This window comes from Yoonia sp. (assembly GCF_965660735.1).
GTDB lineage: Bacteria > Pseudomonadota > Alphaproteobacteria > Rhodobacterales > Rhodobacteraceae > Yoonia.
In genome coordinates, this window is record NZ_CBFIBD010000009.1 from 1 (window position 1) to 26,143 (window position 26,143).

The 26,143-nt window shown below is 60.9% G+C and carries 27 protein-coding genes; 13 read left to right on the forward strand and 14 right to left on the reverse strand.

Annotated features, from left to right (window positions below):
* The 4 genes from ACTG4B_RS05545 to ACTG4B_RS05560 all read left to right on the forward strand — a co-directional run.
* A partial coding sequence (locus tag ACTG4B_RS05545; protein ID WP_439154694.1) for an FkbM family methyltransferase occupies window positions 1–723 on the forward strand: 723 nt, incomplete at its 5' end.
* A 3-nt stretch (window positions 724–726) separates the two neighbouring features.
* The gene (neuC, locus tag ACTG4B_RS05550; protein ID WP_439154695.1) at window positions 727–1,851 is read left to right on the forward strand and encodes a UDP-N-acetylglucosamine 2-epimerase; all 1,125 of its coding nucleotides are present in this window, start codon (window positions 727–729) and stop codon (window positions 1,849–1,851) included.
* Window positions 1,835–3,088 carry a 3-deoxy-D-manno-octulosonic acid transferase gene (locus ACTG4B_RS05555; protein ID WP_439154696.1) on the forward strand — a complete coding sequence of 418 codons (1,254 nt, stop codon included), beginning with the start codon at window positions 1,835–1,837 and terminating at the stop codon, window positions 3,086–3,088. The genes neuC and ACTG4B_RS05555 overlap by 17 nt, the downstream gene beginning before the upstream one ends.
* Window position 3,089: 1 nt before the next feature.
* Complete coding sequence (locus ACTG4B_RS05560) at window positions 3,090–4,376, forward strand: 3-deoxy-D-manno-octulosonic acid transferase (RefSeq protein ID WP_439154697.1); 1,287 nt, start codon at window positions 3,090–3,092, stop codon at window positions 4,374–4,376.
* On the opposite strand, the gene ACTG4B_RS05565 is transcribed toward ACTG4B_RS05560, so the two are convergent.
* Window positions 4,373–5,530, reverse strand: a complete 1,158-nt coding sequence (locus ACTG4B_RS05565; RefSeq protein ID WP_439154698.1) for an acetoin utilization protein AcuC — start codon at window positions 5,528–5,530, stop codon at window positions 4,373–4,375. The two genes, ACTG4B_RS05560 and ACTG4B_RS05565, sit on opposite strands and share 4 nt — an antisense overlap.
* 34 nt (window positions 5,531–5,564) lie before the next feature.
* On the opposite strand from ACTG4B_RS05565, the gene ACTG4B_RS05570 reads away from it, so the two are divergent.
* The 5 genes from ACTG4B_RS05570 to ptsP all read left to right on the forward strand — a co-directional run bounded on the left by ACTG4B_RS05570 (window position 5,565) and on the right by ptsP (window position 10,758).
* A complete protein-coding gene (locus tag ACTG4B_RS05570; protein ID WP_439154699.1) occupies window positions 5,565–6,074 on the forward strand; it encodes an NUDIX hydrolase in 510 nt (169 codons plus the stop codon).
* Between the two features lie 27 nt (window positions 6,075–6,101).
* Window positions 6,102–6,506, forward strand: coding sequence for a DUF1178 family protein (locus ACTG4B_RS05575; RefSeq protein ID WP_439154700.1), 405 nt, complete (start codon window positions 6,102–6,104; stop codon window positions 6,504–6,506).
* 10 nt (window positions 6,507–6,516) lie between these two features.
* Window positions 6,517–7,167 (forward strand): SDR family NAD(P)-dependent oxidoreductase, encoded by a 651-nt coding sequence (locus ACTG4B_RS05580; RefSeq protein WP_439154701.1) that lies wholly within the window; start codon window positions 6,517–6,519, stop codon window positions 7,165–7,167.
* Window positions 7,168–7,241: 74 nt separating this feature from the next.
* Entirely contained in the window at window positions 7,242–8,480 is a 1,239-nt protein-coding gene (locus ACTG4B_RS05585) for an aspartate kinase (RefSeq protein WP_439154762.1), read from the forward strand.
* A gap of 34 nt (window positions 8,481–8,514) precedes the next feature.
* Window positions 8,515–10,758, forward strand: a complete 2,244-nt coding sequence (gene ptsP, locus ACTG4B_RS05590; RefSeq protein WP_439154702.1) for a phosphoenolpyruvate--protein phosphotransferase — start codon at window positions 8,515–8,517, stop codon at window positions 10,756–10,758.
* Here ptsP and ACTG4B_RS05595 read toward each other — a convergent pair.
* Window positions 10,749–11,531, reverse strand: a complete 783-nt coding sequence (locus ACTG4B_RS05595; RefSeq protein WP_439154703.1) for an EcsC family protein — start codon at window positions 11,529–11,531, stop codon at window positions 10,749–10,751. The genes ptsP and ACTG4B_RS05595 overlap by 10 nt on opposite strands.
* A gap of 36 nt (window positions 11,532–11,567) precedes the next feature.
* Complete coding sequence (locus ACTG4B_RS05600) at window positions 11,568–12,083, reverse strand: GNAT family N-acetyltransferase (RefSeq protein WP_439154704.1); 516 nt, start codon at window positions 12,081–12,083, stop codon at window positions 11,568–11,570.
* Window positions 12,084–12,153: 70 nt separating this feature from the next.
* On the opposite strand from ACTG4B_RS05600, the gene ACTG4B_RS05605 reads away from it, so the two are divergent.
* Window positions 12,154–12,759 carry a flavin reductase family protein gene (locus tag ACTG4B_RS05605; RefSeq protein ID WP_439154705.1) on the forward strand — a complete coding sequence of 202 codons (606 nt, stop codon included), beginning with the start codon at window positions 12,154–12,156 and terminating at the stop codon, window positions 12,757–12,759.
* A 28-nt stretch (window positions 12,760–12,787) separates the two neighbouring features.
* Here ACTG4B_RS05605 and ACTG4B_RS05610 read toward each other — a convergent pair whose 3' ends face one another.
* On the reverse strand, window positions 12,788–13,789 hold the full coding sequence (locus tag ACTG4B_RS05610) for a calcium/sodium antiporter (RefSeq protein WP_439154706.1): 1,002 nt from the start codon (window positions 13,787–13,789) through the stop codon (window positions 12,788–12,790).
* Between the two features lie 102 nt (window positions 13,790–13,891).
* Between ACTG4B_RS05610 and ACTG4B_RS05615 the strand changes: the two genes are divergently transcribed.
* Together ACTG4B_RS05615 and ACTG4B_RS05620 are read left to right on the forward strand one after the other, a co-directional pair.
* Complete coding sequence (locus ACTG4B_RS05615) at window positions 13,892–14,758, forward strand: S-methyl-5'-thioadenosine phosphorylase (protein ID WP_439154707.1); 867 nt, start codon at window positions 13,892–13,894, stop codon at window positions 14,756–14,758.
* A gap of 14 nt (window positions 14,759–14,772) precedes the next feature.
* Window positions 14,773–15,303, forward strand: a complete 531-nt coding sequence (locus ACTG4B_RS05620; RefSeq protein ID WP_439154708.1) for an adenine phosphoribosyltransferase — start codon at window positions 14,773–14,775, stop codon at window positions 15,301–15,303.
* A gap of 75 nt (window positions 15,304–15,378) precedes the next feature.
* On the opposite strand, the gene ACTG4B_RS05625 is transcribed toward ACTG4B_RS05620, so the two are convergent.
* The 10 genes from ACTG4B_RS05625 to coxB all read right to left on the reverse strand — a co-directional run bounded on the left by ACTG4B_RS05625 (window position 15,379) and on the right by coxB (window position 24,308).
* The gene (locus ACTG4B_RS05625) at window positions 15,379–16,791 is read right to left on the reverse strand and encodes an FAD-binding oxidoreductase (RefSeq protein ID WP_439154709.1); all 1,413 of its coding nucleotides are present in this window, start codon (window positions 16,789–16,791) and stop codon (window positions 15,379–15,381) included.
* A 30-nt stretch (window positions 16,792–16,821) separates the two neighbouring features.
* Window positions 16,822–17,406, reverse strand: coding sequence for a GNAT family N-acetyltransferase (locus ACTG4B_RS05630; RefSeq protein ID WP_439154710.1), 585 nt, complete (start codon window positions 17,404–17,406; stop codon window positions 16,822–16,824).
* On the reverse strand, window positions 17,406–18,674 hold the full coding sequence (locus ACTG4B_RS05635) for a M16 family metallopeptidase (protein WP_439154711.1): 1,269 nt from the start codon (window positions 18,672–18,674) through the stop codon (window positions 17,406–17,408). Before ACTG4B_RS05635 ends, ACTG4B_RS05630 begins: the two co-directional genes overlap by 1 nt.
* On the reverse strand, window positions 18,675–20,057 hold the full coding sequence (gene thrC / locus ACTG4B_RS05640) for a threonine synthase (RefSeq protein ID WP_439154712.1): 1,383 nt from the start codon (window positions 20,055–20,057) through the stop codon (window positions 18,675–18,677).
* A 4-nt stretch (window positions 20,058–20,061) separates the two neighbouring features.
* Window positions 20,062–20,742 (reverse strand): SURF1 family protein, encoded by a 681-nt coding sequence (locus ACTG4B_RS05645; protein WP_439154713.1) that lies wholly within the window; start codon window positions 20,740–20,742, stop codon window positions 20,062–20,064.
* An 84-nt stretch (window positions 20,743–20,826) separates the two neighbouring features.
* Window positions 20,827–21,627 carry a cytochrome c oxidase subunit 3 gene (locus ACTG4B_RS05650; protein WP_439154714.1) on the reverse strand — a complete coding sequence of 267 codons (801 nt, stop codon included), beginning with the start codon at window positions 21,625–21,627 and terminating at the stop codon, window positions 20,827–20,829.
* Window positions 21,628–21,653: 26 nt separating this feature from the next.
* Window positions 21,654–22,271, reverse strand: a complete 618-nt coding sequence (locus ACTG4B_RS05655; protein ID WP_439154715.1) for a cytochrome c oxidase assembly protein — start codon at window positions 22,269–22,271, stop codon at window positions 21,654–21,656.
* Window positions 22,268–22,471: a hypothetical protein gene (locus ACTG4B_RS05660; RefSeq protein WP_439154716.1), complete on the reverse strand. Its 204-nt coding sequence runs from the start codon at window positions 22,469–22,471 to the stop codon at window positions 22,268–22,270. The genes ACTG4B_RS05655 and ACTG4B_RS05660 overlap by 4 nt, the downstream gene beginning before the upstream one ends.
* Window positions 22,471–23,403 carry a heme o synthase gene (gene cyoE / locus ACTG4B_RS05665; protein WP_439154717.1) on the reverse strand — a complete coding sequence of 311 codons (933 nt, stop codon included), beginning with the start codon at window positions 23,401–23,403 and terminating at the stop codon, window positions 22,471–22,473. The genes ACTG4B_RS05660 and cyoE overlap by 1 nt, the downstream gene beginning before the upstream one ends.
* 80 nt (window positions 23,404–23,483) lie before the next feature.
* Window positions 23,484–24,308, reverse strand: coding sequence for a cytochrome c oxidase subunit II (gene coxB, locus ACTG4B_RS05670; RefSeq protein WP_439154718.1), 825 nt, complete (start codon window positions 24,306–24,308; stop codon window positions 23,484–23,486).
* A gap of 171 nt (window positions 24,309–24,479) precedes the next feature.
* On the opposite strand from coxB, the gene tldD reads away from it, so the two are divergent.
* Window positions 24,480–25,901 carry a metalloprotease TldD gene (gene tldD / locus ACTG4B_RS05675; RefSeq protein WP_439154719.1) on the forward strand — a complete coding sequence of 474 codons (1,422 nt, stop codon included), beginning with the start codon at window positions 24,480–24,482 and terminating at the stop codon, window positions 25,899–25,901.
* Window positions 25,902–26,143 lie beyond the last annotated feature (242 nt).

The window sequence follows — 26,143 nt, forward strand, 5'->3', positions numbered from 1 at the left end:
AAACCAAGCATGGGACTCCGACGCGCATATAAGAATTACGTCTTCAGCAAAATGAACAATGTCGCGTTCAAAGGATTGGATGTGCCATTCTCCGGCCCGCAATTTTCCAGCGCGATCAGGGAGCAGTTGCAAAACGGTTCTTATGAGATCAGTGAAATCAACGGCCTTCAGGCTGTCATCCGCCCCGCAGACAGGGTGCTGGAACTTGGCACGGGCCTTGGCATCATCACCTCTCTCGCTGCGAGACAGGCCAAGAACGGCCATGTGCTTAGCTTTGAAGCAAACCCCGATCTGATCGGGGACGCCCGCAACCTTGTCCGGCTGAATGGCCTTTCAAACGTAGAGATCCGCCATGGTGTCCTGCTCAAGGAGCCGACGACGGCGGAACAGACCTTTCATGTGGCGGCCTCCTTTGCCGAAAGCTCTCTGCGTCCGATGGCGAACGCAGTCACCAGCATCACAGTGCCCACGCATGATCTGTCAAAGGTGCTGACCGGGTTTCGGCCTGACGTCCTGATTTGTGATATTGAAGGGGCCGAGGCGGATCTGTTACCACAGGTGGACCTTGCCACGATCCGCGCAGCGGTTGTGGAGTTGCACCCGACTATTCTATCAGCAAGTGAGGTTGCGGGGATATACGACCACTTCATCGCTTACCGGCTTTATCCCAAGATAGAGCATTCCGGCGGAACCGTAGTGGTGTTTGAACGATTGGAACCCTAGACGATGCCCCAATCCATCCTTTTCGTCACCGGCACCCGCGCGGATTTCGGCAAGCTGGAACCGCTTGCCATCGCTGCGCGTGATGCGGGGTTTGATGTGGCGTTCTTTGTCACCGGCATGCACATGCTGGACCGCTACGGTCTGACCAAGCTGGAGGTGCAGCGCACCCCCGGTGTGGGTGTGCATGAATTCCTTAACCAGCGTCCGGGCGATCCGCAGGATATGATCCTGGCGAAAACGGTGATCGGATTTTCCGATTTCATCCATGAACACGCCCCCGATCTGGTGGTGATCCACGGTGACCGTGTCGAGGCGCTGGCCTGCGCGCTGGTCTGTGCGACCAATTACATCCGTTGCGCCCATGTCGAAGGCGGCGAGGTGTCGGGCACCATTGACGAGATTTACCGCCACTGCAACAGCAAGCTGGCCAGCCATCATTTCGTATCTTCCGATGATGCCGCCCGCCGCGTCATGGCGCTGGGCGAGGCGGCGGGCAATATCCACGCCATCGGATCGCCCGAGCTTGATTTTCACGCCGGCCCCTCTGGTGTGACAATCGCGGATGTGCGGGCGCGCTATGCCATTCCGTTCGACAATTTCGGGATTGCCGTGTTCCACCCCGTCACCTCTGAGACCGCGACGATGGCTGTGCAGGCACGCAGCCTGTTCGGTGCACTTGATGCCAGCGGGCGCAATTTCGTCGTGATCGCCCCCAACAACGATCCCGGGTCGGCCGATATCTTTGCCGCCCTTGATGCGCTGCCGACCGGCCGGTTCCGGGTGCTGCCATCCATGCGGTTTGCGCATTTTTCCGAACTGATGAAAAACGCCGCATGCATGGTGGGCAATTCATCCGCCGGCGTGCGCGAGGCCCCGTTCATCGGCCTGCCGTCACTGGATATCGGCACGCGGCAGACCAACCGGGCCAAGGCATCATCGGTATTTTTCGCTGATGCGACAGATACTGCGGCAATCGCAGGTTTCCTGGCCGATCAATGGGGGCAACGCTATCCGCGTGACGATGCCTTTGGCGGCGGGAGTGCTGCGGGCCGTTTCGTGGCCGTTCTGCAAGAGCCTGCGTTCTGGGAAGCGCCATTGCAAAAGACCTTCCATGACGCAGATGCCTGACATGCGGCGCGGACTGGCGCTGCGGGCGTATCTGCTGGCCAGCCATATGTTCCCGCCGATTGCCGCGCGCGTCTTGCGCAGACGGCTGGCGCGCGGCAAGGAAAACCCAGACCGCTGGCGCGAAAAGCTGGGGCTTGGGTTGGGGCGCCGTCCCGACGGGCCGCTGGTCTGGCTGCACGCCGTGGGCCTGGGCGAGGTTCTGTCGCTGCGCGGATTGATCGCGCGCTTGGCCGACCAGCGCCCCGATCTGTCATTTCTGGTCACATCCACCACCGTCACATCAGCGCAGGTCTTTGCCAAAAACCTTCCCACCCGCACGATTCACCAGTTTCTGCCCATCGACGCACCCGCCTATCGGGCGCGATTTCTGGATCATTTCCGCCCTGATCTGGCTGTCTGGGTGGAACAGGACATCTGGCCGGGTTTCATCAGCGACACGGCGGCGCGCGGCATCCCGCAGGCGGTGATCGCGGCGCGGATGAACGCCACATCGCACGCATCCCACCGCAAGGCCCGCGCCGTCTATCGCGATCTGTATCGCGCGATGGCACTGGTGACGGCGCAGGATCAGACGACCGCAGATCATCTGATGCAGCTTGGCGCGCGGGACGTCACCGTCACCGGATCGCTGAAACCTGCGGGCCCGCCGCTGGCCTGTGACGCGGCCGAACTGGCCCGGCTGCAAAAAGCGCTGGCCGGCCGCACCATCTGGGCCGTCGCCCCGTCGCACCCAACGGACGAGAGACTGGCCCTCGCGGCGCATGACGTGCTGCGCAGGGCCGACCCGACCGCGTTGCTGATTATCGCGCCACGCTTTCCTGACAGGCGGGATGCGATTACCGTGACGCCGGTCAGGATACGGTCAAAGGGCGAAATGCCCGGTGCCTCGGATCCGCTCTGGCTGTGCGATACCTTTGGCGACCTTGGGCTGATCTATCGGCTGGCCGATACCGTTTTGATCGGCGGCACATTTTGCGCCATTCAAGGCCACAACCCGTGGGAGGCGGCCGCACTGGGTGCCGCCATTTTGCACGGGCCACAATTGGCCAATTTTGCCAGTGATTTCGCCGGTCTGGACGCAGCAGGCGGCGCACGGTCCGTCGCCACGGCGCAGGACATTGCCGATGCGGTCCAATCGCCGGGCGCCTTGGCGGCGAACGCCACACAGATCAGTGTGACCGCAGCAGCGCGCACCGACGCACTGGCCAGCGGCCTGATTTCCCTGCTAAGGCGCTAGGATGCAAGCCCGATTTCCCAGCCTCAAGCTACGCCTTGGCCTGATCGCCTATAGCCTTTTGTGGTGGGTCTCGCTGCCCGCCATCCTGATCTATCTGTGGCGGCGCGGGCGGCGCGACCCCGACTATCGCGCGCATCTGGCCGAACGGTTTGGCATCTATGGGGCGGCGACCAAGGGTGCCGTCTGGGTACATGCTGTCTCGCTTGGCGAAATGCGGTCGGCAACACCGCTGATCCGGGCGCTGCTGGACCGCGGTGAAACCGTGATCACCACCCATTTCACCCCCGCCGGCCGCCGCGAGGCGATCCGCGAATTTGCCCCCGAGATTGCCGCAGGCCGGGTGCGCGCGCTTTGGGTGCCGTTCGAATATGGCTTTGCCTATCGCCGTTTCCTGCGCGCCTTTGCCCCGAAATACGGGTTGGTGATGGAGATCGAGATATGGCCGCGCATGATCATTTCCTGCCGCGCCAATGGCACCCCGCTGTTCATGTGCAACGCGCAATACCCGCAGAAAAGCTATGAAAAAGACGCGGGCGGTCTGCGTGCGGAACTGCTGCGCGGTTTCGCCGGTGGTTTCGTGAAATCCGAGGACCAGCGCGCCCGTTTTGCCGCCACCGGTATGCCGAACCTGCATGTTACCGGCGAATTGCGGTTCGATCAGCCGATCCCGCAGGCGCATCTGAGCGCGGCTGCCACCTTGCGCGATGTTCTGCGGCGGGGCCGCCCGGCCATCACCCTGACCAGCGTGGTCGCAGGCGAAGACGCGCTTTACATCGACATGATCCGCGCCTGTCCGGGCGTGTTTTTCATTTACGTCCCCCGCGCGCCCGAACGGTTTGATGCGGTGGCGACCATGCTGGCCGACGCGGGGATCAAATTTGCCCGGCGGTCGGACATGCTTGATGCCGATCTGCGGCTGACGGGCCCCGCCCCCGATATCGACGTGCTTTTGGGCGACAGCATGGGCGAGATGTATTTTTACCTTGGGCTGTGCGACCGCGCCATCGTCGGCGGCGGCTTTGTCACCAAGGGGGCGCATAATATCATCGAACCGCTGGCGCTGAAAAAACCTGTCATCGTCGGGCCCCATATCTGGACCATTGCCTATCCGGCGGTCGAGGCGATTGCCGCAGGGGTTTGCACCCATGTCCAGACGGCCGATGCGTTGCAGCAGGTGGTGCAACGGCCGCCCGCGATCACCGACGCGCAGATCAGCCGGTTTTACACGGATCACGCCGGGGGTGTCGCGCGGACCCTGGCGGCGATTGAAAAGGCGACGGGCGCTTAGACCCAGACGCGCAAGCGGTCTTTCAAAAAGGTCGCACGCTGTCGCACGTCGTCGTTGATTGCCCCTTTGCGCGGGGGATCGCGCAGGGTGCTGATCCAATGGGGTTGCGGGTGGTGCCGCCGGATCGGGCCATCCCAATGCAGGGCGGCCAATATACCCTGCGCCTGCTGCGGCAGCACAGCGGGGATTTCTGCGCCTGTCAGCGTCGCCCAGACCCCCGCCCATGCCCGCCCGACGGACCACGGGTTATACCCGCCACCACCCAGCACAAGATAGCGCGGCGCCAGCGGGCGCAGCGCGGCAACGATGGCCCAAAGGGCGTTGTTGGACAGGGCAAGGCGCGATTGCGGGTCTTCGGTCACGGCATCCGCCCCGCATTGCAACACGATGGCATCGGGACGGAACGCCGCGACCGCAGGCAGGATCACCTGGTCGCGGATCAGGGCCATGTCATCGTCATGCATCCCCGCAGGCACCGGCAGGTTGAACACCTGCCCTGCCCCGCGATCTGTCAGCGCGCCGGTGCGCGGCCACCGGTTTTGTTCATGCACCGACACCAACAGTGTATCGGGATCATCGGCAAAGGCATGTTCAACCCCGTCGGGATGATGCGCGTCGATATCGACATAGGCGATGTGCCGGGCACCGAAGTGGCGCAATGACTGGATCGCCAGCACTGCGTCATTCAGATAGCAGAACCCGTTTGCACGGTCAGGCAGGCCGTGGTGTGTGCCGCCACCGGGGCTGTGCAAGACGCCGCCATGCGCCAGCAACTCTCCTGCCAAAAGGGACGCGCCGGCAGCCGTCGCAGGACGCCGGAACATTTCGGGATAAACCGGGTTCGACGGTGTGCCCAGCGCGTGACGCGTGCGGATATCGTCGCTGACGGTCTGTGTCGCCTCTGCCTTTTGCAGTTCCGCAAGGTATTCCGGTGTATGATAGCTGGTCAGTGCCGCTGGTTTGGCACGCGGGCTGGTGATGAACTGTGCGGGGGGCAACCAACCCAGCGCGCGGGTCAGATCCATCACGGTTGACACGCGCGGCACTCGCAACGGATGCCAGCCGCCATAGCTGGAATGACGATAAATCTCGGACCCGATAAATCGGGGTAAGGGGGTTGTGGGCTGGCCTGTGGCGTGAATAACTGCGGACATACAAGCGGATGTAATCCAATTCGGGACCGGAACCATGGTGAAAGCATCTGCAACACAACTGCCGCTGAAATTTCCGACGGGCGGCAAGACGGATGTGCGGGCGCAATTCGCGGCCCTGTGCTGGCGGATCAAGGGTGGCAAGCTGCAGATCTGTCTGGTCACCAGCCGGACCCGTGGCCGCTGGATTCTGCCCAAGGGCTGGCCGATGCACAAACAAACCCCCGCCGAAGCCGCCGCAACCGAAGCCTTTGAAGAGGCCGGCCTGTCCGGAAAAGCCTTTGATACCTGCCTGGGGGCCTACAGCTATATCAAACCGGTGGATGCGGAAAGCACACCCATCATCACATTGGTCTATCCCCTGCACGTGCAGAAAGTATACAAGGTCTGGCCAGAAATGGAGCAGCGGCGGCGGAAATGGTTCACCCAGCAAAAGGCGGCCAAGAAACTGTCGGAACCGGCGCTGCAACGGATTGTCGCAACCTTTCAGCCGCACCCGTTCCTGCATGACCCTGCCATTGCAGGCGCTAAAAAACAGTCTATTTAAAAGGTGTCCATGTAACGATAGGCAAAAATGATCCGTTTTCACCTTAAATGCGACCACGACCACAGCTTTGAAAGCTGGTTTCAATCGGGCGATGCCTTTGACAAATTGGCAAGGGCCGGCATGGTGACATGCGCGACATGCGGCTCCGCAAAGGTGACAAAGTCGATCATGGCACCGGCGGTCAGCACGTCTTCGCAGGTTGCATCGCCAAAACCTCTGGATGCGGCATTGGCAAAAATGCGCGCCGCGGTGGAAAAGAATGCTGCTTATGTCGGCGGCAGTTTCGTCAAGCAGGCCCGCGACATGCATGACGGCGTGATCCCCGAACGCCCGATCTACGGCGAGGCGCGTCTGGACGAGGCGAAAAAGCTGGTCGATGACGGTATTCCTGTCATGCCGCTCCCCTTTATTCCCAGCAAGAAAACGAACTGAAAGGTCTGCCATGACAATCCTGATTACCGGTGCCAATCGTGGCATCGGCAAAGCCATGTTTGACAGCTATATCAGCCAAGGCGCCGATGTCATCGGCACCCACCGGGCACCTGATGCGGGTGCGATGCGCCAGCTTGACGTAACAGATCCTGCCAGTCATGCAGTTCTTGCCGGCCGGCTGGGTGACACTGCCATCGACCTTTTGATCTGCAATGCCGGGATTTATCCCGACAAGGGACAAACGCTGAATGACGGCTATCCGGCAGAAATGTGGGCGGATGGGTTTGCCACAAACGTGACAGGCGTGTTCCTGACAATCCAGCACCTGTTGCCGTGTGTGCGCCGCGCACAGGCGGGCAAGATCGCGATCATTTCATCGCAGATGGCATCCGATACCCGCGCGCCCGGTGGCAGCTATATCTACCGCGCCAGCAAGGCGGCCGCGCTGAACCTCGGCCGCAATCTTGCCAGCGATCTGGCCCCCGAGGGGATCAGCGTGGGCATCTATCATCCCGGCTGGGTGCGCACCGACATGGGTGGCGACGCGGCGGCGATTGATACTGGGCAAAGCGCGCGCGGCCTGATCGCCCGCTTTGCGGCCCTGTCGCCCGCCACGACCGGATGTTTTGAAACTTTTGACGGCCAGGTGCATCCTTACTAACTGATTGCCCTTGCAGATGACCACGTTTAAAGGGGGTTCGGATTTGAATGCCTCTTTTACCGGTGGAAGACCCTATGCCGACGCTTGTGATGAAATTTGGTGGCACCTCGGTGGCCAATCTTGACCGGATCGCACGCGCGGCGAAACGGGTCGCCGTGGAAGTGGCCAATGGTTATGATGTCATCGTGATCGTGTCGGCCATGTCAGGCAAGACAAACGAACTGGTCGGCTGGGTCGACGAAACATCACCCCTGTATGATGCGCGCGAATACGATGCGATTGTGTCGTCGGGCGAAAACGTGACTGCCGGGCTGATGGCGCTGCGGTTGCAGGAAATGGATATCCCCGCGCGCAGCTGGCAGGGCTGGCAGGTGCCGGTAAAAACCACCTCCGCCCATTCCAACGCACGGATCGAAGATATCCCGACCGACAACATAAGCGCCAAATTCGGCGAAGGCATGCGCGTGGCGGTTGTTGCCGGTTTTCAGGGGATCAGCCCCGAGGGCCGCATCACCACGCTGGGGCGCGGCGGGTCGGACACCACGGCGGTGGCCTTTGCCGCCGCATTTGGCGCTGAACGCTGCGATATCTATACGGATGTGGACGGGGTCTATACCACCGACCCGCGCATCACATCCAAGGCCCGCAAGCTGGACAAGATCGCGTTCGAGGAAATGCTGGAACTGGCCTCACTCGGGGCCAAGGTATTGCAGACCCGATCAGTCGAACTGGCGATGCGTTACAAGGTGCGCCTGCGGGTGTTGTCGTCATTTGAGGAACCTTGCGCCAGCGCCGGAACGCTGGTCTGCGATGAGGAGGAAATCATGGAATCCAATGTTGTGGCCGGTGTCGCCTATTCCCGCGACGAGGCGAAAATGACCCTCATCTCGGTCGCCGACCGCCCCGGCATCGCCGCTGCGATCTTTGGCCCGCTGTCGGATGCAGGCGTGAATGTCGATATGATCGTGCAGAACATATCCGAAGAAGGCCGCACCGACATGACCTTTTCCTGTCCGGTGGATCAGGTGCTGCGCGCCGAACGCGCGATGCAGGATGCCAAGGCGAAGGGCGATATCAACTTTCACGATCTGGTCGCCGACGAAGGTGTCGCCAAGGTCAGCGTCGTCGGGATCGGCATGCGCAGCCACACCGGTGTAGCCGCGAAAATGTTCCGTGTACTTTCGGCTGAGGGGATCAACATCAAGGTCATCACAACCTCAGAGATCAAAATTTCTGTTCTGATCGACCGGAAATACATGGAACTTGCCGTCCAAGCCCTGCATGATGCGTTCGAATTGGAAAAAGCGGGCTGATCCTTTACCGGATCGGCGCGCGTCAAGGGGCGCCATGCCACATCGGTCTGAAACGGAAAGCCGTAAACTGCTGGGACGGCTGCGCGAGGCGCTGGCCGCTGACAATGCAGGTCAGGAACGGCTGGACGAGGTCGTCGCACTTATTGCCGATTCGATGCAGACAGAAGTCTGCTCGATCTACCTGTTCCGTGATGCGGAAACACTTGAGCTTTGTGCCACCCAAGGTCTGCAAGCCGAGGCCGTTCACCAGACCCGGATGCGGCTGGGCGAGGGTCTGGTTGGTCTGACGGCCCGCACCCGCACGGTCGTCAATACTGCCGATGCGCCCGCCGCCAAAGGCTTTCGCTATATGCCGGAAACCGGCGAAGAACGTTATTCATCCTTTTGCGGTATCCCGATCCAACGGCTGGGCGATGTGCTGGGCGTGTTGGTCGTGCAATCCAAATCAGCCCGCGAATTTACCCCCGACGAGGTTTACGCCCTTGAAATCGTCGCCATGGTCATTGCGGAAATGACCGAACTGGGTGCCTTTGTCGGCGAAGGCGCTGCCTTGTCGGCCCGACACCAACAGGCGGTGCTGTTTCGCGGGTCCGTCGCACAGGAAGGCGCCAGCGAAGGGCAGGTATTTCTGCACGAACCCCGCGTGGTGGTCACCAACCCGATTTCGGACGATCCAGACACCGAACTGGCCCGCCTGCGCACCGCCGTAGAGACGCTGCGCAGATCTGTCGATAGCATGCTGACAGGCGCGCGATCTGTCGACGCGGACCAGATTCAAGTGCTAGAAGCGTATCGGATGTTTGCCAATTCCTCCAGCTGGATCAAGCGGATGGAAGAAGACGTTCAAAACGGCCTGTCCGCCGAGGCGGCCGTGGAAAAGGAACAATCCCTGTCGCGCGCACGGCTGGGCAAGGCCGCCGATCCTTACCTGCGCGAACGCCTGTCCGACCTTGATGATCTGTCCAACCGGCTGTTGCGCATCCTGACGGGCCAGGGGGCCGCGGCCCGCGCGGACATGCCGGAAAACCCGATCCTTGTGGCCCGCAACATCGGGCCCGGGGAACTGCTGGAATACGGCAAGAAGCTGAAGGGGATCGTGCTGGAGGACGGATCGGTCGGTAGCCATGCGACCATCGTGGCCCGGGCATGGGCCATTCCGCTGGTCATCAACGCCAAGGGGATTACCCGCGAGGCGTTGAATGGCGACACGATTCTGGTGGATGGCGATCAGGGCATTGCGCATCTGCGGCCGGACGATACGGTGCATGCCGCCTTTCGTGACAAGATTTCGATGCAGGCCCGCGCACTGGAACGCTATGCCTCGATCCGCGATTTGCCGGCGACCGCGAAATGCGGCACGACGGTTTCGTTACAGATGAACGCGGGTCTGATGGCTGATTTGCCGTCGCTTGCCGGATCAGGTGCCGAAGGTGTGGGGCTGTTTCGGACCGAACTGCAATTCCTGATCCGAAACCAGATGCCGCGGAGGGGCGAACTGTCCGCGCTTTACAGCCGCGTGCTGAAGGCAGCGCAGGGAAAGCGCGTGGCGTTCCGCACGCTTGATATCGGGTCGGACAAGGTGCTGCCCTATATGAAACCCAACGACGAACCCAACCCGGCGATGGGTTGGCGGGCGATCCGGGTGGGGCTGGACAAACCCGGCGTGCTGCGGATGCAGTTACAGGCGCTGTTGCGGGCCGCCAATGGGGGACCGCTGACGGTGATGTTCCCGTTCATCACCCAGATCAACGAATTTCGCGCCGCCAAGGCCGAGATGGACAAGGCAATGGACCGCGAAACCGTTCTGGGCCACCCCCTGCCGTCCAGCCTTGAGGTGGGCGCGATGCTGGAAACCCCATCGCTGGCCTATGCACCCGACGCGTTTTTCGAGGAGGTCGATTTCGTGTCGATCGGGGGCAACGACCTGAAACAGTTTTTCTTTGCCGCCGACCGTGAAAACGAACGGGTGCGCAAACGCTATGATACGTTGGACACCAGTTTCCTGTCCTTCATCGCGCATGTCATCAAGCGCTGTGAAAAGGCCGGCACGCCGCTGTCATTCTGTGGCGAGGACGCGGGCCGCCCGGTCGAGGCGCTGTGTTTCGCGGCCCTTGGTCTGCGCACGTTGTCGATGCGCCCTGCCTCTGTCGGGCCGGTGAAGCACCTTTTGCGCCGCGTCGATCTGCGCGAGGTCAAGGACGTGATGGACAACGCCATCGCCAATGGCGACCAATCGGTGCGCCGGGCCGTGTCCGACTGGCTGGTCTATCAGGTCTGAGGTGGTTTTGCGCCGGCCAGCGCGTGATGAAACACCTCTGTCACGGCCTCTTCTCCGTGGGTGCGGGCCAACCGTCGCAGGCCAAAATGCACATGGGCCAGCGCCACATAGTAATCGACGAAAGCGTAATTCGTGCCTGCCCCCGCAGCAGCGCCCAACACCGGTACGGCCTGCGCGGCCAGTTTTTGCGACAGCACGGCGGCAAATTTCGGCGCGACGCGGGCAATCAAGCCATGCACGGCCGCCCCTGACAGGCTGAGCCGGGCACCAATGAACGCGGTGTCGATCCCATCGTCCTGCGTACCCGGCCCGCCTGCACCGAACACGGCAAGACATTGCATGCGTGTTTCTTCGGCGTCCGGGTCTTCGCCGTATTCGGTGGCGACATGGTGCACCGCGCGAAAGATCACCGTGGTTGCAACGGGCAATTCTGCCAGCGCGGTAGGCAGGCCGCCAAAGCCGCCCATGGCCCCGGACAGCGTGCCCATCAGCCTGTGCAACCGGTCGGATCCGACATTACGCCCTGCACCTGTCCGCGACCTGCTGGCCAGATCATAGCTTTGACGCAGGGCGGTGCGCGCAATGCCGTCAAGCTGCGCGCGCGTGGCCGCTGGCAGCATTTTCAACCCATCCTCGACTTGTCCGCCAAGATATGTGATCGCCCGCATCAGAACGCCATTGGCCTTGCGCTGTCGTGCTGCAAGGGCGGTGATTTCAGCGATCACAACCGGGGTCAGCGGGGCTGGCACGCGGGCGGGGACGGTTTGCTTCATGACAACAGGTGTTTCATCCATGTCTTTCAAATGGGATCAGCCGACAGAAATGCAATCATCGGCCTTGCGCACCGTGCCTTTGACCCGGTCCCAGGCCCCGTCTTTCAGCGGCAGGCCCAACACACGGTCGGGGTTGGTCGGAGGCGGCATGATGACACCCGGCAGTCGGTCAAACCCGAAACGGCGATAATAGGGTAAATCACCCACCAGCAGCATCCGCGACCAGCCGGCATAATAGGCAACGTCAATCGCCTTGTGCATCAAAAGAGCGGCGACGCCTTCGCCCTGCCGCGTCGGGTGAACGGCAATCGGCCCCAGTAAAACCGCCACCTTATCGCCGACATACACCGGCCAGCAGCGGACCACGCCGGCCAGCACCCCGTCAGGGTCGCGCGCTGTCCAGCACAATTCGGGGATGGGTGCGACCCCTTCGCGCAGGCGGTAAGATGACAGCGCCGTGCGCCCCGGTGCAAAGCACAGGTCATAAAGCGCCTCGACCTCCCACCAGTCGTCAGGGGTTTCCGGGGCCAGTTGAACGGATAGTCTTTGCATGTCTCTTTCGTCTGGCCACCAGCGTTTCACCACGCTACCCAAAGGACAATCAGACGAAAAGGCCAGAGCGATGTTTTATGAACCCAAAGACGGGCACGGGCTGCCCCACAATCCGTTCAATGCGGTGATTGCCCCCCGGCCCATCGGCTGGATTTCGACACGTGGCGCGGACGGGCTGGATAATCTGGCCCCTTATTCCTTTTTCAACGCTGTGGCTTATGTGCCGCCGCAGGTGATGTTCGCCTCGACCAGCGCCAAGCCCGACCGCGACGGCACCAAGGATAGCGTCGCCAATATCCGCGACACAGGCGTCTTTGCCGTAAATGTCGTGGAATACGCCGCCCGCGACGTGATGAACAAGACATCGGGCAGCTGGGACCGGAATGTTGATGAATTCGCGCTTGCAGGCATCGAAAAAGCCGCATGCGAAACGGTCGATTGCCCGCGCGTCGCCAATGCCCCGGCCACACTGGAATGCAAGCTGACGCAGATCGTGCAATTGCCCGGAGAAGCCAATTTCGTCGTCTTCGGCGAGGTGACAGGCGTGCATCTGCGTGACAACTGCATCGTGGACGGCATGTTTGATGTCACCACGTTCAATCCACTCGCGCGGTTGGGCTATCGCGATTATTCGGTTGTGCGCGAGGTTTTCAGCCTGAACCGCCCGGGCGAATGAAGGCGGCGGCAGGCATGCTGATCTGCTTTCAGACGATCAGCGCCAGCGTATAGGCAACATAGGCTGCAACAAAGCCGACACCAGCACCCAAGGCCAACCGTCCCCGCAACACCAAGACCGCAGCAGGTGCCAGCGCCGCCGCCAGAAACACCCAGAGTGTCAGACCCAACATCTCGGGTGGGACAGACAGCGGATGCACCACGGCCGTGATCCCCAAAATGCCCAGCACGTTAAAGATGTTCGAGCCGATCACATTGCCGATGGCAATCTCGCCCTGCCCCTTGCGGGCGGCAATCACTGACGTCACCAGTTCCGGCAACGACGTGCCAACGGCTACGATGGTCAGGCCAATCACCGCGTCTGACACGGCAAAGGCGCGGGCAATGTCACTTGCCCCGTCCACAAGAAAACGCGCGCCGAACATCACGCCAATTAATCCTGCCAGAAACAGGCCCGCACCGCGCCAGACAGGCGGAGGTGGCACATCCTGCCCAACCTCCGGTGTCGTGCTCTGGCCTGACCGCAGGGTCAGTGTCAGGTAAACCGCCAGCACCGCAAGGCAGACCACCCCGGCCAGCCGCCCCACCGTGCCAGTCCACATCAGCGTGGCGCACAGCCCCGTCACCGCCAGCATGACCAATCCGTCACGCCGCAAAAACGCCTCCCCCGGCAGGGCGGCAATCACGGCAGACAGGCCCAAAATCAACAGAATATTTGCGATATTGCTGCCCACGACATTGCCTAGCGCGATGCCCGGCAACCCCTCGAACGCGGCGATGAGGCTGGTCATCAATTCCGGTACGGATGTGCCAAACCCCACCAGCGTCACCCCGATCACAAATGGCGAAAGCCCCGCGCGCAGGGCCACGGCCACCGCCCCGCGCACAAGCAGATCACCCCCAACGACAAGGGCCACCAGCCCACCCAGAACCAGCATCATATCGACAACCATCGCCAAAAATCCCGGTCGCTGCGTTTGCAGGGTGCAGCGCGCCAGCGACCGGGCGCGCACTGCGCAAGATGATGCCATATCAGCCGCAGTTCAAGTAGAGCATGCCACAACATACGGCCCGGGCTTCACATTTCACGGGTTCCGGTTCAGTCTGCGCGTGGCAGCGGTAAAGGATACAGAATGAAGACAAAAATCGGAATCATCGGCGGTTCTGGCGTCTATGACATGGACGGGTTGCAGGATGCGGCCTGGATCAGCGTCGACAGCCCTTGGGGTGCGCCGTCGGATGCCGTGCTGACAGGCACGCTGGACGGGGTCGCCATGGTGTTCCTGCCGCGTCACGGGCGCGGGCATGTGCACAGCCCGACAACCGTGCCCTATCGTGCCAACATCGACGCGCTGAAACGGCTGGGCGTGACCGACGTGATCAGCGTCAGCGCCTGCGGTTCATTCCGCGAAGACATGGCGCCGGGCGATTTCGTGATCGTGGACCAGTTCATTGACCGCACCTTCGCGCGCGAAAAATCATTCTTTGGCACCGGCTGTGTGGCACATGTCAGCGTGGCACACCCGACCTGCGGCAGGCTGTCGGATGCCTGTGACATCGCAGGCCGCGATGCGGGCATCACCATGCACCGGGGCGGCACCTATCTGGCGATGGAAGGCCCGCAGTTTTCCAGCCAGGCCGAAAGCAAGCTATACCGCGCATGGGGCTGTGATGTGATCGGCATGACCAACATGCCCGAGGCGAAACTGGCCCGCGAGGCAGAGCTTTGCTATGCATCCGTTGCGATGATCACCGATTACGACAGTTGGCACCCCGACCACGGCGCAGTGAATGTCAGCGATGTGATCAAGACCCTGCAAGGCAACGGGACCAAGGCGCGTGACCTGATCGCGCGGTTGCCCGCGCTTCTGGGGCCGGATCGCGCCCCTTGCCCGCATGGTTGCGACCGCGCGCTGGAATTTGCGCTGATGACCGCCCCCGACAAACGCGACCCGGCACTGGTCGCCAAACTTGACTCCGTCGCAGGCCGCGTATTGTGAATATTGGAGGCCACATGAAAACCGTTCAGGACTACATCCGCACGATCCCCGATTTCCCGCACAAAGGCATCATGTTCCGCGATGTCACGACATTATTCAGCGACGCACGCGGCTTTCGCATCGCCATCGACCAGTTGCTGCACCCCTACGCGGGCCTGCCCATCAGCAAGGTGATCGGACTGGAAGCACGCGGTTTCATTCTTGGCGGCGCCATTGCACACCAGCTATCCGTGGGCTTTGTGCCTGCGCGCAAAAAGGGCAAGCTGCCTGGCAAAACGGTCGAACAAAGCTACAAGCTCGAATACGGCGAGGCGATCCTCGAAATCCATGATGATGTCATCCAGCCGGGCGAAAAAATCCTGCTTGTCGATGACCTGCTGGCCACCGGTGGCACCGCCGAGGCCGGGATCAAGCTGGTCGAACGGATGGGCGCCGAGGTGATCGGCTGCGCCTTTATCATCGACCTGCCCGATCTGGGCGGGCGCAAAAAGCTGGAAGGTTTGGGTATGAACGTCCACGCACTCTGCGCCTTTGCGGGCGATTGACAAACCGCCCGCTTTCTTCCCACCCATAAACGCCCGCCAGAGGCGCCTGTGTTTTTTTGACCAGGCGCTTTTGGGTCAGACCTGCCGCAAAACCGCGCCGGGGTTCATGATGCCCTGTGGATCAAGTGCCGCCTTGATCGCCCGCAGCATCGCCAGCTTGACCGGATCGGCGTAGCGTTCCAGATCATCGACCTTCAGTCGGCCGATCCCGTGTTCGGCACTGACGGATCCCGCCATTTCGTGCACCAAATCATGCAGAACGCGTTTGACCGCAGGGCGCGCGGCCTCGTCATCGGCACGGGTGCGGCCTTGCTGGGGGAAAATATTATAATGCAGGTTGCCATCGCCCAGATGGCCAAAGCAGTTGATGCGGAAATCCCCGATGCCCGCCAGAATGCCGGGGGCGCGCGCGATAAAATCTGGCACCGCGCTTAGTGGCAGGGAAATATCGTGCGAACTGACCGATCCGATCCGGCGGTTCGCCTCGGGGATGTTTTCGCGGATATCCCACAATTCTTGCCGTTGGCCAAGGCTTTGGGCAATCACACCGTCAGTCACCAATCCGGCGTCGAACGCCACTTCGAACAGCCCTTCCAGTGCGGCATCAGGCGGCAGCCCCGCCGGCAGGCCCACATCGATCAGCACGCACCATTCCGGAATATCATCAAAGGGCTGTTTCACCTTTGGCCCCACCTCGGCCAGAAAATCGAACCCTTGCCGGTGCATGATTTCAAACGCGGACACGCCGTCACCGATCCGGTCACCTGCCAGCGCCAGCAATTCCAGCGCCGCGGTGGGTGATGGCACCGCCATCAGCGCCGCACCTACACCGACAGGCCGCGGCGCGAGTTTCAGCGCGGCCCCTGTGATCACACCCAACGTGCCCTCGGCCCCGATCATAAGGTCGCGCAGATCATAGCCGGTGTTGTCCTTGCGCAACCGCGTCAGCCCGTGCCAGATCGTGCCATCAGGGCGCACCACCTCAAGCCCCAGACACTGCGCGCGCGCATTGCCATAGCGCAGCACATTGACCCCGCCCGCATTGGTCGCCAACAGCCCGCCGATCCGCGCCGATCCTTCGGATGCCAGCGACAGCGGAAAGAGCCGCCCCGCATCAGCCGCCGCTTTCTGGATATCGGCCAGAATCACGCCTGCATCGCAGACCAGCACGTTTTCCATCGGGTAGATATCGCGGATGCGGTTCATCCGTTCCAGTGACAGGATCACCGGTGCGGGCCCATCCGCCATTAATTGCCCCCCCACCAATCCGGTGCCGCCGCCATAGGGCACAACAGGCACACCAGCATCAGCGCAGGCCTTCACGACGGCGGCAACTTCCTGTGTATTGGCCGGGGCCACGACCAGCCCTTGTCCAGTCCAGCGCCCGCGCGGTTCCTGCCGGTAGGGGGCCGTGTCCTCGCGAAAGGCGGCCGCAGACAAAAGGCCGCGCAGCCGGGCTTTGAATTCGGGGGTCACAGGGTTCAGCATCTTGCTGCTCCTTCGTGGATGGCCGGGCCGTTATCCGGCATCTGTCTTGCCGCGCCGGTCGTGGCGCAGGTTGGCATAGAGCACATGGTTCCGCCAGCGCCCGTTGATCTGCAAATAGCTTTGGGCGACACCTTCGTATTTGTACCCGCAGCTTTCCAGCAGGCTGCGCGACGGGGCGTTTTCCGGCAGGCATCCGGCCTCGATCCGGCTGATGTCCAGAACATTGAACGCGTGATGAACAAGGGCCGCAATCGCCTCGCGCATGTAACCCTGCCGGGCATGGGGCGCGCCGATCCAATATCCGGTCGTGCCGGCCTGCGCAGGGCCTCGGCGTATATTGTCCAGCGTGATTGCGCCCAGCAGCACCTCGTCGGTGCGACGCGTCAGGAACAGCGGCACGGCCGTCCCATTGGCGATGGACCGCTGCGCCCAATAGACCCGATTGGTAAAGGCCTTGCGTGAAAAATGATCAGGTGCCCATGTCGGTTCCCACGGCGTCAGGAAATCAGCGCTGTCGCGGCGCAGTGTCGTCCAGGCGCGGAAATCGGAATGCATGGGCGGGCGCAGGATCAGCCGTTCGGTGTCGATCCGAACCTTGCGCCTTGACCCCAGCATCAGGCGGCAAGCCGCGCTTTCAGCGCTGCCAGATCAGGTGCCGCGTCAGCCGGACCATAAAGCGCAAGCGCACTGCCAGCACCCCCCGCCATTTGACCGGCAAAGGTTTTTACATCACCGGTGGTCACCGCATCGATACGTTCGATCGTTTCACTAATATCCGGGATCCGCCCCCAGATCGATAGCAGCCGCGACAGGCGTTCGGCGCGGTTGCCGGGGCATTCCAGCCCCATCAGCAAACCAGCCTTCATCTGCGCACGGGCACGCGCGACCTCGGCGGCTGACATGTCATCGGCGGCGCGCTTCATCTCGTCCATGGTGACGTTGGCCAGTTCTGCGATCTGTTCGGCACTGGTGCCCGCATAGATCGTGGTCAGGCCCGTATCCTCATAGGCACCGGCCTGTGCAAGGATCGTATAGCAAAGACCGCGCTTTTCGCGCACCTCCTGGAACAGGCGCGACGACATGCCCCCACCCAGCGCATTGGCATAGATCTGCGCGGTATAGATCATCGGGTCGCGGTAATCGGGGCCTTCCAGCGCCAGCGCGAAATGGACCTGTTCCAGCTTTTTCAATTCACGCCGTTCGCCGCCGCGAAAGGCTGCGGGCTGCAACAGGGATGCAGGGCGCGTCACTGCGGGCAGATGCCCGAAAAGCGCCTCGGACTGACGGACGATTTCATCGTGATCAATCGCACCGGCCGCAGCAAGGATCATCTGGTTGGGGCCATAATGCTGACCTACGAACCCCTGCAGATCTGCGCGGTTGAATGCGCTGACCCGTTCAGACGGGCCAAGGATCGTGCGCCCCAGCGCCTGATCGGGATAAGCGACTTCTTGCAGCCAGTCGAAAATGATATCATCGGGGGTATCCAGCGCCTGCCCGATCTCCTGCAGGATCACGCCACGTTCAACCTCGATCTCGGCGGGATCGAAAACCGGGTTCAGCAGGATATCAGCAATCACATCCAGCCCAAGTGCGACGTCTTTTTCCAGCACCCGCGCATAATACGCTGTCATTTCGCGGCTGGTGTAGGCGTTGATATAGCCGCCCACATCCTCGATCGCCTCGGCGATTTGCAGGGCGCTGCGCGTCTTGGTGCCCTTGAAGGCCATATGTTCCAGAAAATGGGCGATGCCGTTCTGTTCGATACGTTCGTGGCGACCGCCCGCTTCGACCCAGATGCCGATACTGGCCGATTGCAAGCCCGGCATATGTTCTGTGACAATGCGAAACCCGTTGGGCAGTGTCGTAAGTTCAATCGTCAATTAGCTGATCCGTTCCCTGATAACAGTCTGCAGCGCGGCCAGATCATTTGACACACGGGCCACACGCTCTGGCCGGTCATACAGGTCTGCCATGCGCGGGGGAAGGGGGGGAATGATGCCTGTCGCGTGACTGACGGCATCGGGGAATTTCGCAGGATGTGCTGTGGCCAGCGTCACCATCGGGGTGGTGCCCAGATGCGCCTCGGCTACATGAACGCCCACGGCTGTATGCGGGCACAGCAATTCGCCGTGGTCGGCGCGATACCTTTTGATCGCCGCAGTTGTTTCCTCCTCAGAGACACGGCCGGATTTGAAGGTGTCCTTCAGCATCTGATAGGCACCCTGACTGATCTGAAAGCCGCCGTTTTTCAAGTCTGCCATCTGTTTGGCCACGGTGGCCCCGTCGCGCCCATAGGCATAAAACAGGGCGCGTTCAAAGTTGGAACTGACCTGAATATCCATCGAGGGGCTGATCGTCGGACTGACCCCTTGCTTGGTATAGGCGCCGGTTTGCAATGTGCGGTGCAGGATATCGTTGCGGTTCGTCGCCACCACCAGATCGGCGATAGGCAGGCCCATCTGTTTGGCGATGTAGCCTGCGAAAATATCGCCGAAATTACCTGTCGGAACGGTAAAACTGACCGCGCGATGTGGCGCGCCCAGCGACACGGCAGCCGTGAAGTAATAAACCACCTGCGCCAGAACCCGGCCCCAGTTGATCGAATTGACACCTGCCAGCCGCACCTCTTCGCGGAAGGCAAAATCGTTGAACATGTCTTTGACAGCCGCCTGACAATCGTCGAAATCACCATCCACGGCCAGCGCATGCACATTGGATTCGGTCGGCGTGGTCATCTGGCGGCGCTGCACCTCGGACACGCGGCCGTGCGGGAACAGGATGAACACATCCACATTGTCCAACCCGCGAAACGCCTCGATCGCGGCCGATCCGGTGTCGCCGCTGGTGGCGCCGACGATGGTCACGCGGTCACCCGAGCGCGACAGCGCGGCCTGAAACATCTGGCCGATCAGCTGCATCGCGAAATCCTTGAACGCCAGCGTGGGACCGTGGAACAATTCCAACAGGAAATGGTTGGCATCCAACTGCACCAGCGGGGCGCGGGCGGCGTGGCCGAAACCGGCATAGGCCTGCGCGATCAGGGTGCGGAATTCATCATCGGTAAAGGTGTCGCCGATAAAGGGGCGCATGACATCAAAGGCCACGTCCTCGTAGGTTTTGCCGGCCATTGCTGCGATCTGCGCGTGGGTCAGGGTCGGCACCTGTTCGGGCACATACAGCCCGCCATCGCGGGCAAGTCCGGTCAGCATCGCCTCTTCGAAGGTCAAAACTGGGGCGGTGCCCCGGGTCGAGATATAGCGCATGTGGTCAGGCGTCCTTTGGCCGGGTCGTGCGGAAAATCAGAAACACGGTCATAATGGCCCAGACAAGGGCCAACAGGAACCATGTAATCGCATATTCCAGATGGTCATTCTTGATGTCCGCCGTATTGACGGGAAGTGGGATCAGGCGCGGATCGGCAGGGGTCGTGTCTGTGGCGACCACCATCAGAGGTCGTGTCGACAGGACCTGCGCCATCGTGTCAACGTCCCGCGCAAACCAAATGTTCTTTTCAAGGTCGGGCGCGGGTGTGCCACTGTTTTGATCGTCCGGCCACAACAGCGTCCCGTTCACCTGCATGAAGGCTGTCACTGGATCCGCATCTTTGGCGTCCAGCGGCAAAAGACCAAGGTCGATCATGATCACAGCGCCATTTTCAAGCAGGAACTTGGAAATGACCCGATAACCGGTGCCGGCGGCCGTTCCGGACACCAGTACATGAAGCTCTTCGCCAGTGGGCGTTCCGGCAAGGGTCACACGCCTGTATTCGTCATCTGCCTCATGGCCTGCAAGCGGCACTGAAACCGGGGGTGCCGCAAGGCGGGCGTTGATACCCTCCAGAATGTCTTCTTTCCACGCCAAACGCTGCACTTGCCAGACACCAAGACTGATCAGCACACCGCAGCCGACAGCGCCCAAAAGAAGCGGAAAGATTATTTTGCGCAGCATCATATGCCTTTGACATGAAAAACGCGCGAGCCACCCCGCGCGTTTGTATTGCTGACAGACCCGTTGATCGGGGTTAGCCCCGACTTACCCGCCCCAAACGTAGACAGCGGCAAAGAGGAACAGCCAGACCACGTCAACAAAGTGCCAGTACCAAGCGGCAGCTTCAAAGCCGACGTGCTTTTCAGGGGTAAAGTCACCACGCTGCAACCGGATCAGGCACACCAGAAGAAAGATCGTGCCGATCAAGACGTGCAACCCGTGAAAGCCTGTCGCCATGAAAAAGTTCGCGCCATAGATATTGCCCGCAAACCCAAAGGCCGCGTGGCTGTATTCATAGACCTGAAACACAGTGAACAACGCGCCCAGTGCTACGGCAAGAATCAGGCCCCACTTCATGTCTTCGCGGTTGTTTTCATGCACCAGAGCGTGGTGTGCCCATGTAGCAGCCGCACCCGAACACAACAGGATCAGCGTGTTGATCAGCGGCAGGTGCCACGGGTCGAATGTTTCGATCCCCACAGGTGGCCAGACGCCATCCTGAATCGGGCTCATTGGCCCCATGGGATACATCGCGTGTTTGAAGAACGACCAGAACCACGCAGCAAAGAACATCACTTCGGACATGATGAACATGATGAACCCATACCGCAGGCCGATCCGCACAACGGGCGTGTGATCGCCGGCCCGGCTTTCATGCACCACGTCGGCCCACCATGCATACATGACGTACAGCACCGCGGCAAAGCCGATCAGAAAGATGTATGGCCCAGAGCCATGCATCCAGAGAGTCGCACCAAGCAACATGACAAAGGCACCAACACCGGCAATCAGCGGCCAGATGGAAGGTGGCAAAATGTGGTAATCGTGGTTCTTAGCATGCGCCATGTGCAGCGTTCCCTATCGGCTGGTCTTCAGTTCGTGTCTATGGCGCGTTGCGGCGCCGTTGTCAAAGCTGTTGCGGGGTCTATCGCGGCCTGCGCGTATTCTTCGGGCAAGTCGATCTGATAGAAGGTGTAGCTGAGCGTGATCGTGTGGACATATTGCCCTTCGCGGTCCTTAACGATGGCGGGGTCCACGAAAAAGCTGACCGGCATCATCACGGTTTCACCGGGTTGCAGCACCTGTTCGGTAAAGCAAAAGCATTCGATCTTGTCAAAGAAACCGCCTGCCTCGTATGGCGTCACATTATAGACCGCCTGCCCTGCGACCGGTTCATCCGTCGGGTTGTGCGCCTCGTAAAAGGCCAGCGCCGTTTCCCCGATCCGGACTTCCATCTCGCGGACCTCGGGTGTGAAAGTCCACGGCATATCCCGTTCAAGAGAAGCATCGAACCGCACCTTGATGGTCTGGTCAAGGATCACATCGCTGCCCGCCTCGGCCACATCGGTGATACCCCCAAATCCGGTGACCCGGCAGAACCAATCGTAAAACGGCACTGACGCCCAAGCCAGCCCGCCCATGAAGATCACCACGAAAACGGCCTGCGCTGCAGTGCGGTTCGGCCCTTGCAGGTTTGGGAAAATCTTCATTCTGTTCCCTCCCCTTCGGGGATGATCTGTGGACGTGCCACATGGTCAAATGTTTCGAACTGCTTGGCATTTCCAAGCTCCAACACCTTGACCACAGTCAGCCCGAAAACGATGCCGATAAAGCCCACGAGAAGTAGCCCGACGCCGATGTTGCGGCCCAGACGGCGGTTATGGATTTCATGTTCAACCCTGATCACCATCACCAGCCTCCAAAACCGTAGGGACGCAGGGCCGCCTCGGCCAGCAACGCGCCAAAATGCAGAAACAGATAGTATAGCGAAACCTTGAATACACCGATTTCCACCTTGTGCTTGTCCGCCTCGCAATCTGCATCCGTGCGGCGCCAGATGTCATAGGCCCCTTTCAGGAACCAGACATTCATGACAACCGCAATGGTCATGTAGATAGGCCCGCCGATCGACGTCAGCCCAAGGCCCAGCGCCACGGGCACGAGCAGTAGCGTGTAGATCAGCACATGCCGCCGGGTGATGTCGCGCCCATGCGTTTCGGTCAGCATCGGCACACCCGCACGACCATAGTCGGATTTGACAAACAATGCCAAAGCCCAGAAATGCGGTGGCGTCCACATGAAGATCAGCGCGAACATCAGCGCGCTTTCGATGCTGACAGTGCCAGTTGCAACAGCCCAGCCGATCATAGGGGGAAAGGCACCAGCCGCCCCGCCGATTACAATGTTCTGCGGCGTAGCCCGCTTCAGCCACATCGAATAGACGACCGCATAAAAGAAGATTGTGAAGGCCAGCAGGAAAGCCGCAAGGAAATTAGTGGCCAGCGCCAGCAGCACGATGGAAAAACCCGACAACGCCAACCCAAGGCCCAGCGCCTCGCCCGGGGCGACGCGGCCCGACGGGATCGGGCGGCCGACGGTGCGTTTCATGCGCGCGTCGATGTCCGCGTCCCACCACATGTTCAACGCACCCGATGCACCGGCACCCACAGCAATGCACAAGATCCCGACAAACCCGATGAACGGATGCACCGGCCCGGGGGCCACCAGCAGCCCGACCAAAGCGGTAAAGACGACCAGCGACATGACACGCGGTTTCAGCAGGGCGAAATAATCGCCCATCCCGGTTTCATATGCGCCTTCCTGCAAACTGACGTCGCTCATCTGAACCTTTCAAGCCAGAGTGGATCCTGCCCACCCTGCAAAGTTAACTCCGGTAAGGTGGGGATTGCCCCACCGCACGTTCAAGAGGTGCCTTTGGCCTCTGCAAGCCATTGGTCATATGTTTCCTGACTGACGACCTTGACCGTGATGGGCATATAGGCGTGGTCCTTGCCGCACAGTTCCGAACACTGGCCGAAATAGATGCCTTCGCGTTCGGCGGCGAACCAAAGCTGCGCCAGACGACCGGGGACCGCGTCCTGCTTTACGCCAAAGGCCGGGATCGTCCACGAATGGATCACATCAGCGCCAGTGACCTGCATCACGATCGTTGCCCCCACAGGCACAACGACAGATGTGTCTGTCGCCAAAAGATACTCGTCGCGGCTATAGCCGAACTCTTCAAGCTCTTCCTCGGCCAGCATGAAACTTTCAAAGCTGACACCTTCGTCCACGTATTCGTAACCCCAATACCACTGATAGCCGGTCACCTTGATTGTGATATCAGCCTCGGGAATCTCCTGTTGTTTGAACAGGACCGGCAGCGAAAACGCACCGATGAACACCAGAATCACGATTGGCACGACTGTCCACGCAACCTCTAACGGAGAGTTGTGGGTAAAGGTCGCAGGCTCTGCCTGGCGTTTCTGGTTGTAACGGATTGCGACCCAAGCCAGCAGGCCAGTTACGAACAGCGTAATGGCGGTGATGATCACCAACAGCATCCCGTCCAGCCACTGCACATCGCGCGCCAGTTCGGTCGCAGCGGGTTGAAAGCCCGTCCCGCCCAATGTGGGTTTGCCGATAATCTCAAGCTCTTGATTGACTTGCTGCGCTACAGCGGTGCTTCCCGCCATAATCAAGCCGGCCGTAGCCCAGAGTGAGGTCGCAAAGGTTTTCAGTCGCATATTCTACCCTAACTTCGTGGCGCATCTTGCGCGTCTGTCGCAGGCTCCCTGACAGGAATCCCGTTGTATCTGAACGATCATGTCCCATATCCTGATGAACAACTCAAGAACCGCTGTTGCGGCAAACAGACGCTTTTTCCCCGAAATTGCGGCGGCCAAAGGAAATTCTTTATGTCTACCGATGTTTTTCGTCCTTTCGAAACCAATCTGGATCAGGAAACTGCACTTGCATTGCTGCGCGAAGCAACCGCAGGGGCCGATGATGGCGAACTTTTTCTGGAACGGCGCAAGTCAGAGGTGCTGTCGTTTGACGATGGCCGTATCAAAACGGCCAGCTTTGACGCCGCCGAAGGGTTCGGTCTAAGGGCTGTGCGCGGCGAAACGGCGGGGTATGCCCATTCCACCACCATCGACGAACATGCGCTGAAACGCGCTGTGGCCACTGCGCGGCTGGCGGTTGGCGATGGCGGCGGCACGATGGCGGCCGGCCCTGCCGGGACCAACGTCAAGCTCTATTCCGACGAAGACCCGATGCTGCAGGCCACATTCCCCGCCAAGATCGACCTGCTGCGCGAAATAGATGCCTTTGCCCGCGCGCTTGACCCGCGTGTCGTGCAGGTGTCGGCCACGCTGGCTGCCTCTCATCAAGAGGTGCTGATCCTGCGGCCTGAAGGCACGCTGGTCACCGACACCCGCCCGATGTCGCGGCTAAACATCAGTGTGATCGTCGAAGACAATGGCAAACGCGAAAGCGGCAACATGGGCGGCGGCGGGCGTGCCGGGCTGATCGGGCTGATCGGGCGCGAAAGCTGGGAACCCGTCGCCCGCGAGGCCCTGCGCATCGCCCTTGTGAACCTGGATGCCGAACCCGCCCCTGCGGGTGTGATGGATGTTGTGCTTGGCCCCGGCTGGCCCGGTATCCTGCTGCACGAGGCGATCGGCCACGGGCTTGAAGGCGATTTCAACCGCAAGGGATCATCCGCCTTTGCCGGGTTGATGGGACAGCAGATCGCGGCGAAAGGCGTGACCGTGCTTGATGATGGCACCATTCCCGACCGGCGCGGGTCGATCACCGTCGATGACGAAGGCACGCCCAGTGCGAAAAACACCCTGATCGAGGACGGTGTCCTGGTCGGCTATATGCAGGACCGCCAGAATGCGCGGTTGATGGGTGTGGCACCCACGGGTAACGGTCGGCGCGAAAGCTATGCGCATGCGCCGATGCCGCGCATGACCAACACCTATATGTTGTCAGGCGATGCCAGCCCCGAAAGCCTTGTTTCCGAACTGAAGGACGGCATCTATGCCGTCGGCTTTGGCGGCGGGCAGGTCGATATCACCAACGGTAAATTCGTGTTTTCCTGCACCGAGGCCTACCGCGTGAAAGACGGTATCGTCGGCGCGCCCGTCAAAGGCGCGACGCTGATCGGCGACGGGGCGACCGCACTGCAAAAGATTCGCGGCATCGGCAATGATCTAGCGCTCGATCCGGGCATCGGAAACTGCGGCAAGGCGGGCCAATGGGTGCCGGTGGGCGTGGGGCAACCCAGCCTGCTGATCGGCGGGCTGACCGTGGGCGGGGCGGCCGCGTAGGGGGGACCCCACCCTACAGTCCCGCACTGCATCGCGACCAATGATTCGCAATCTGCAGCACCATGGGCATTTTTCCTGCCGCCGGACCGGAGCTTGCGGCCGGTTCGGCGTTTCCATCTGCATTGCGCAGACCAGAAACGCCGTAATTAGCTCTTCTTTTCAATTTATTGTAATATTCATCGGCGCGATTCACACCTCATTAACTCTGTCGTCCTATCCCTGATCGGGCAATATGGCGGAGC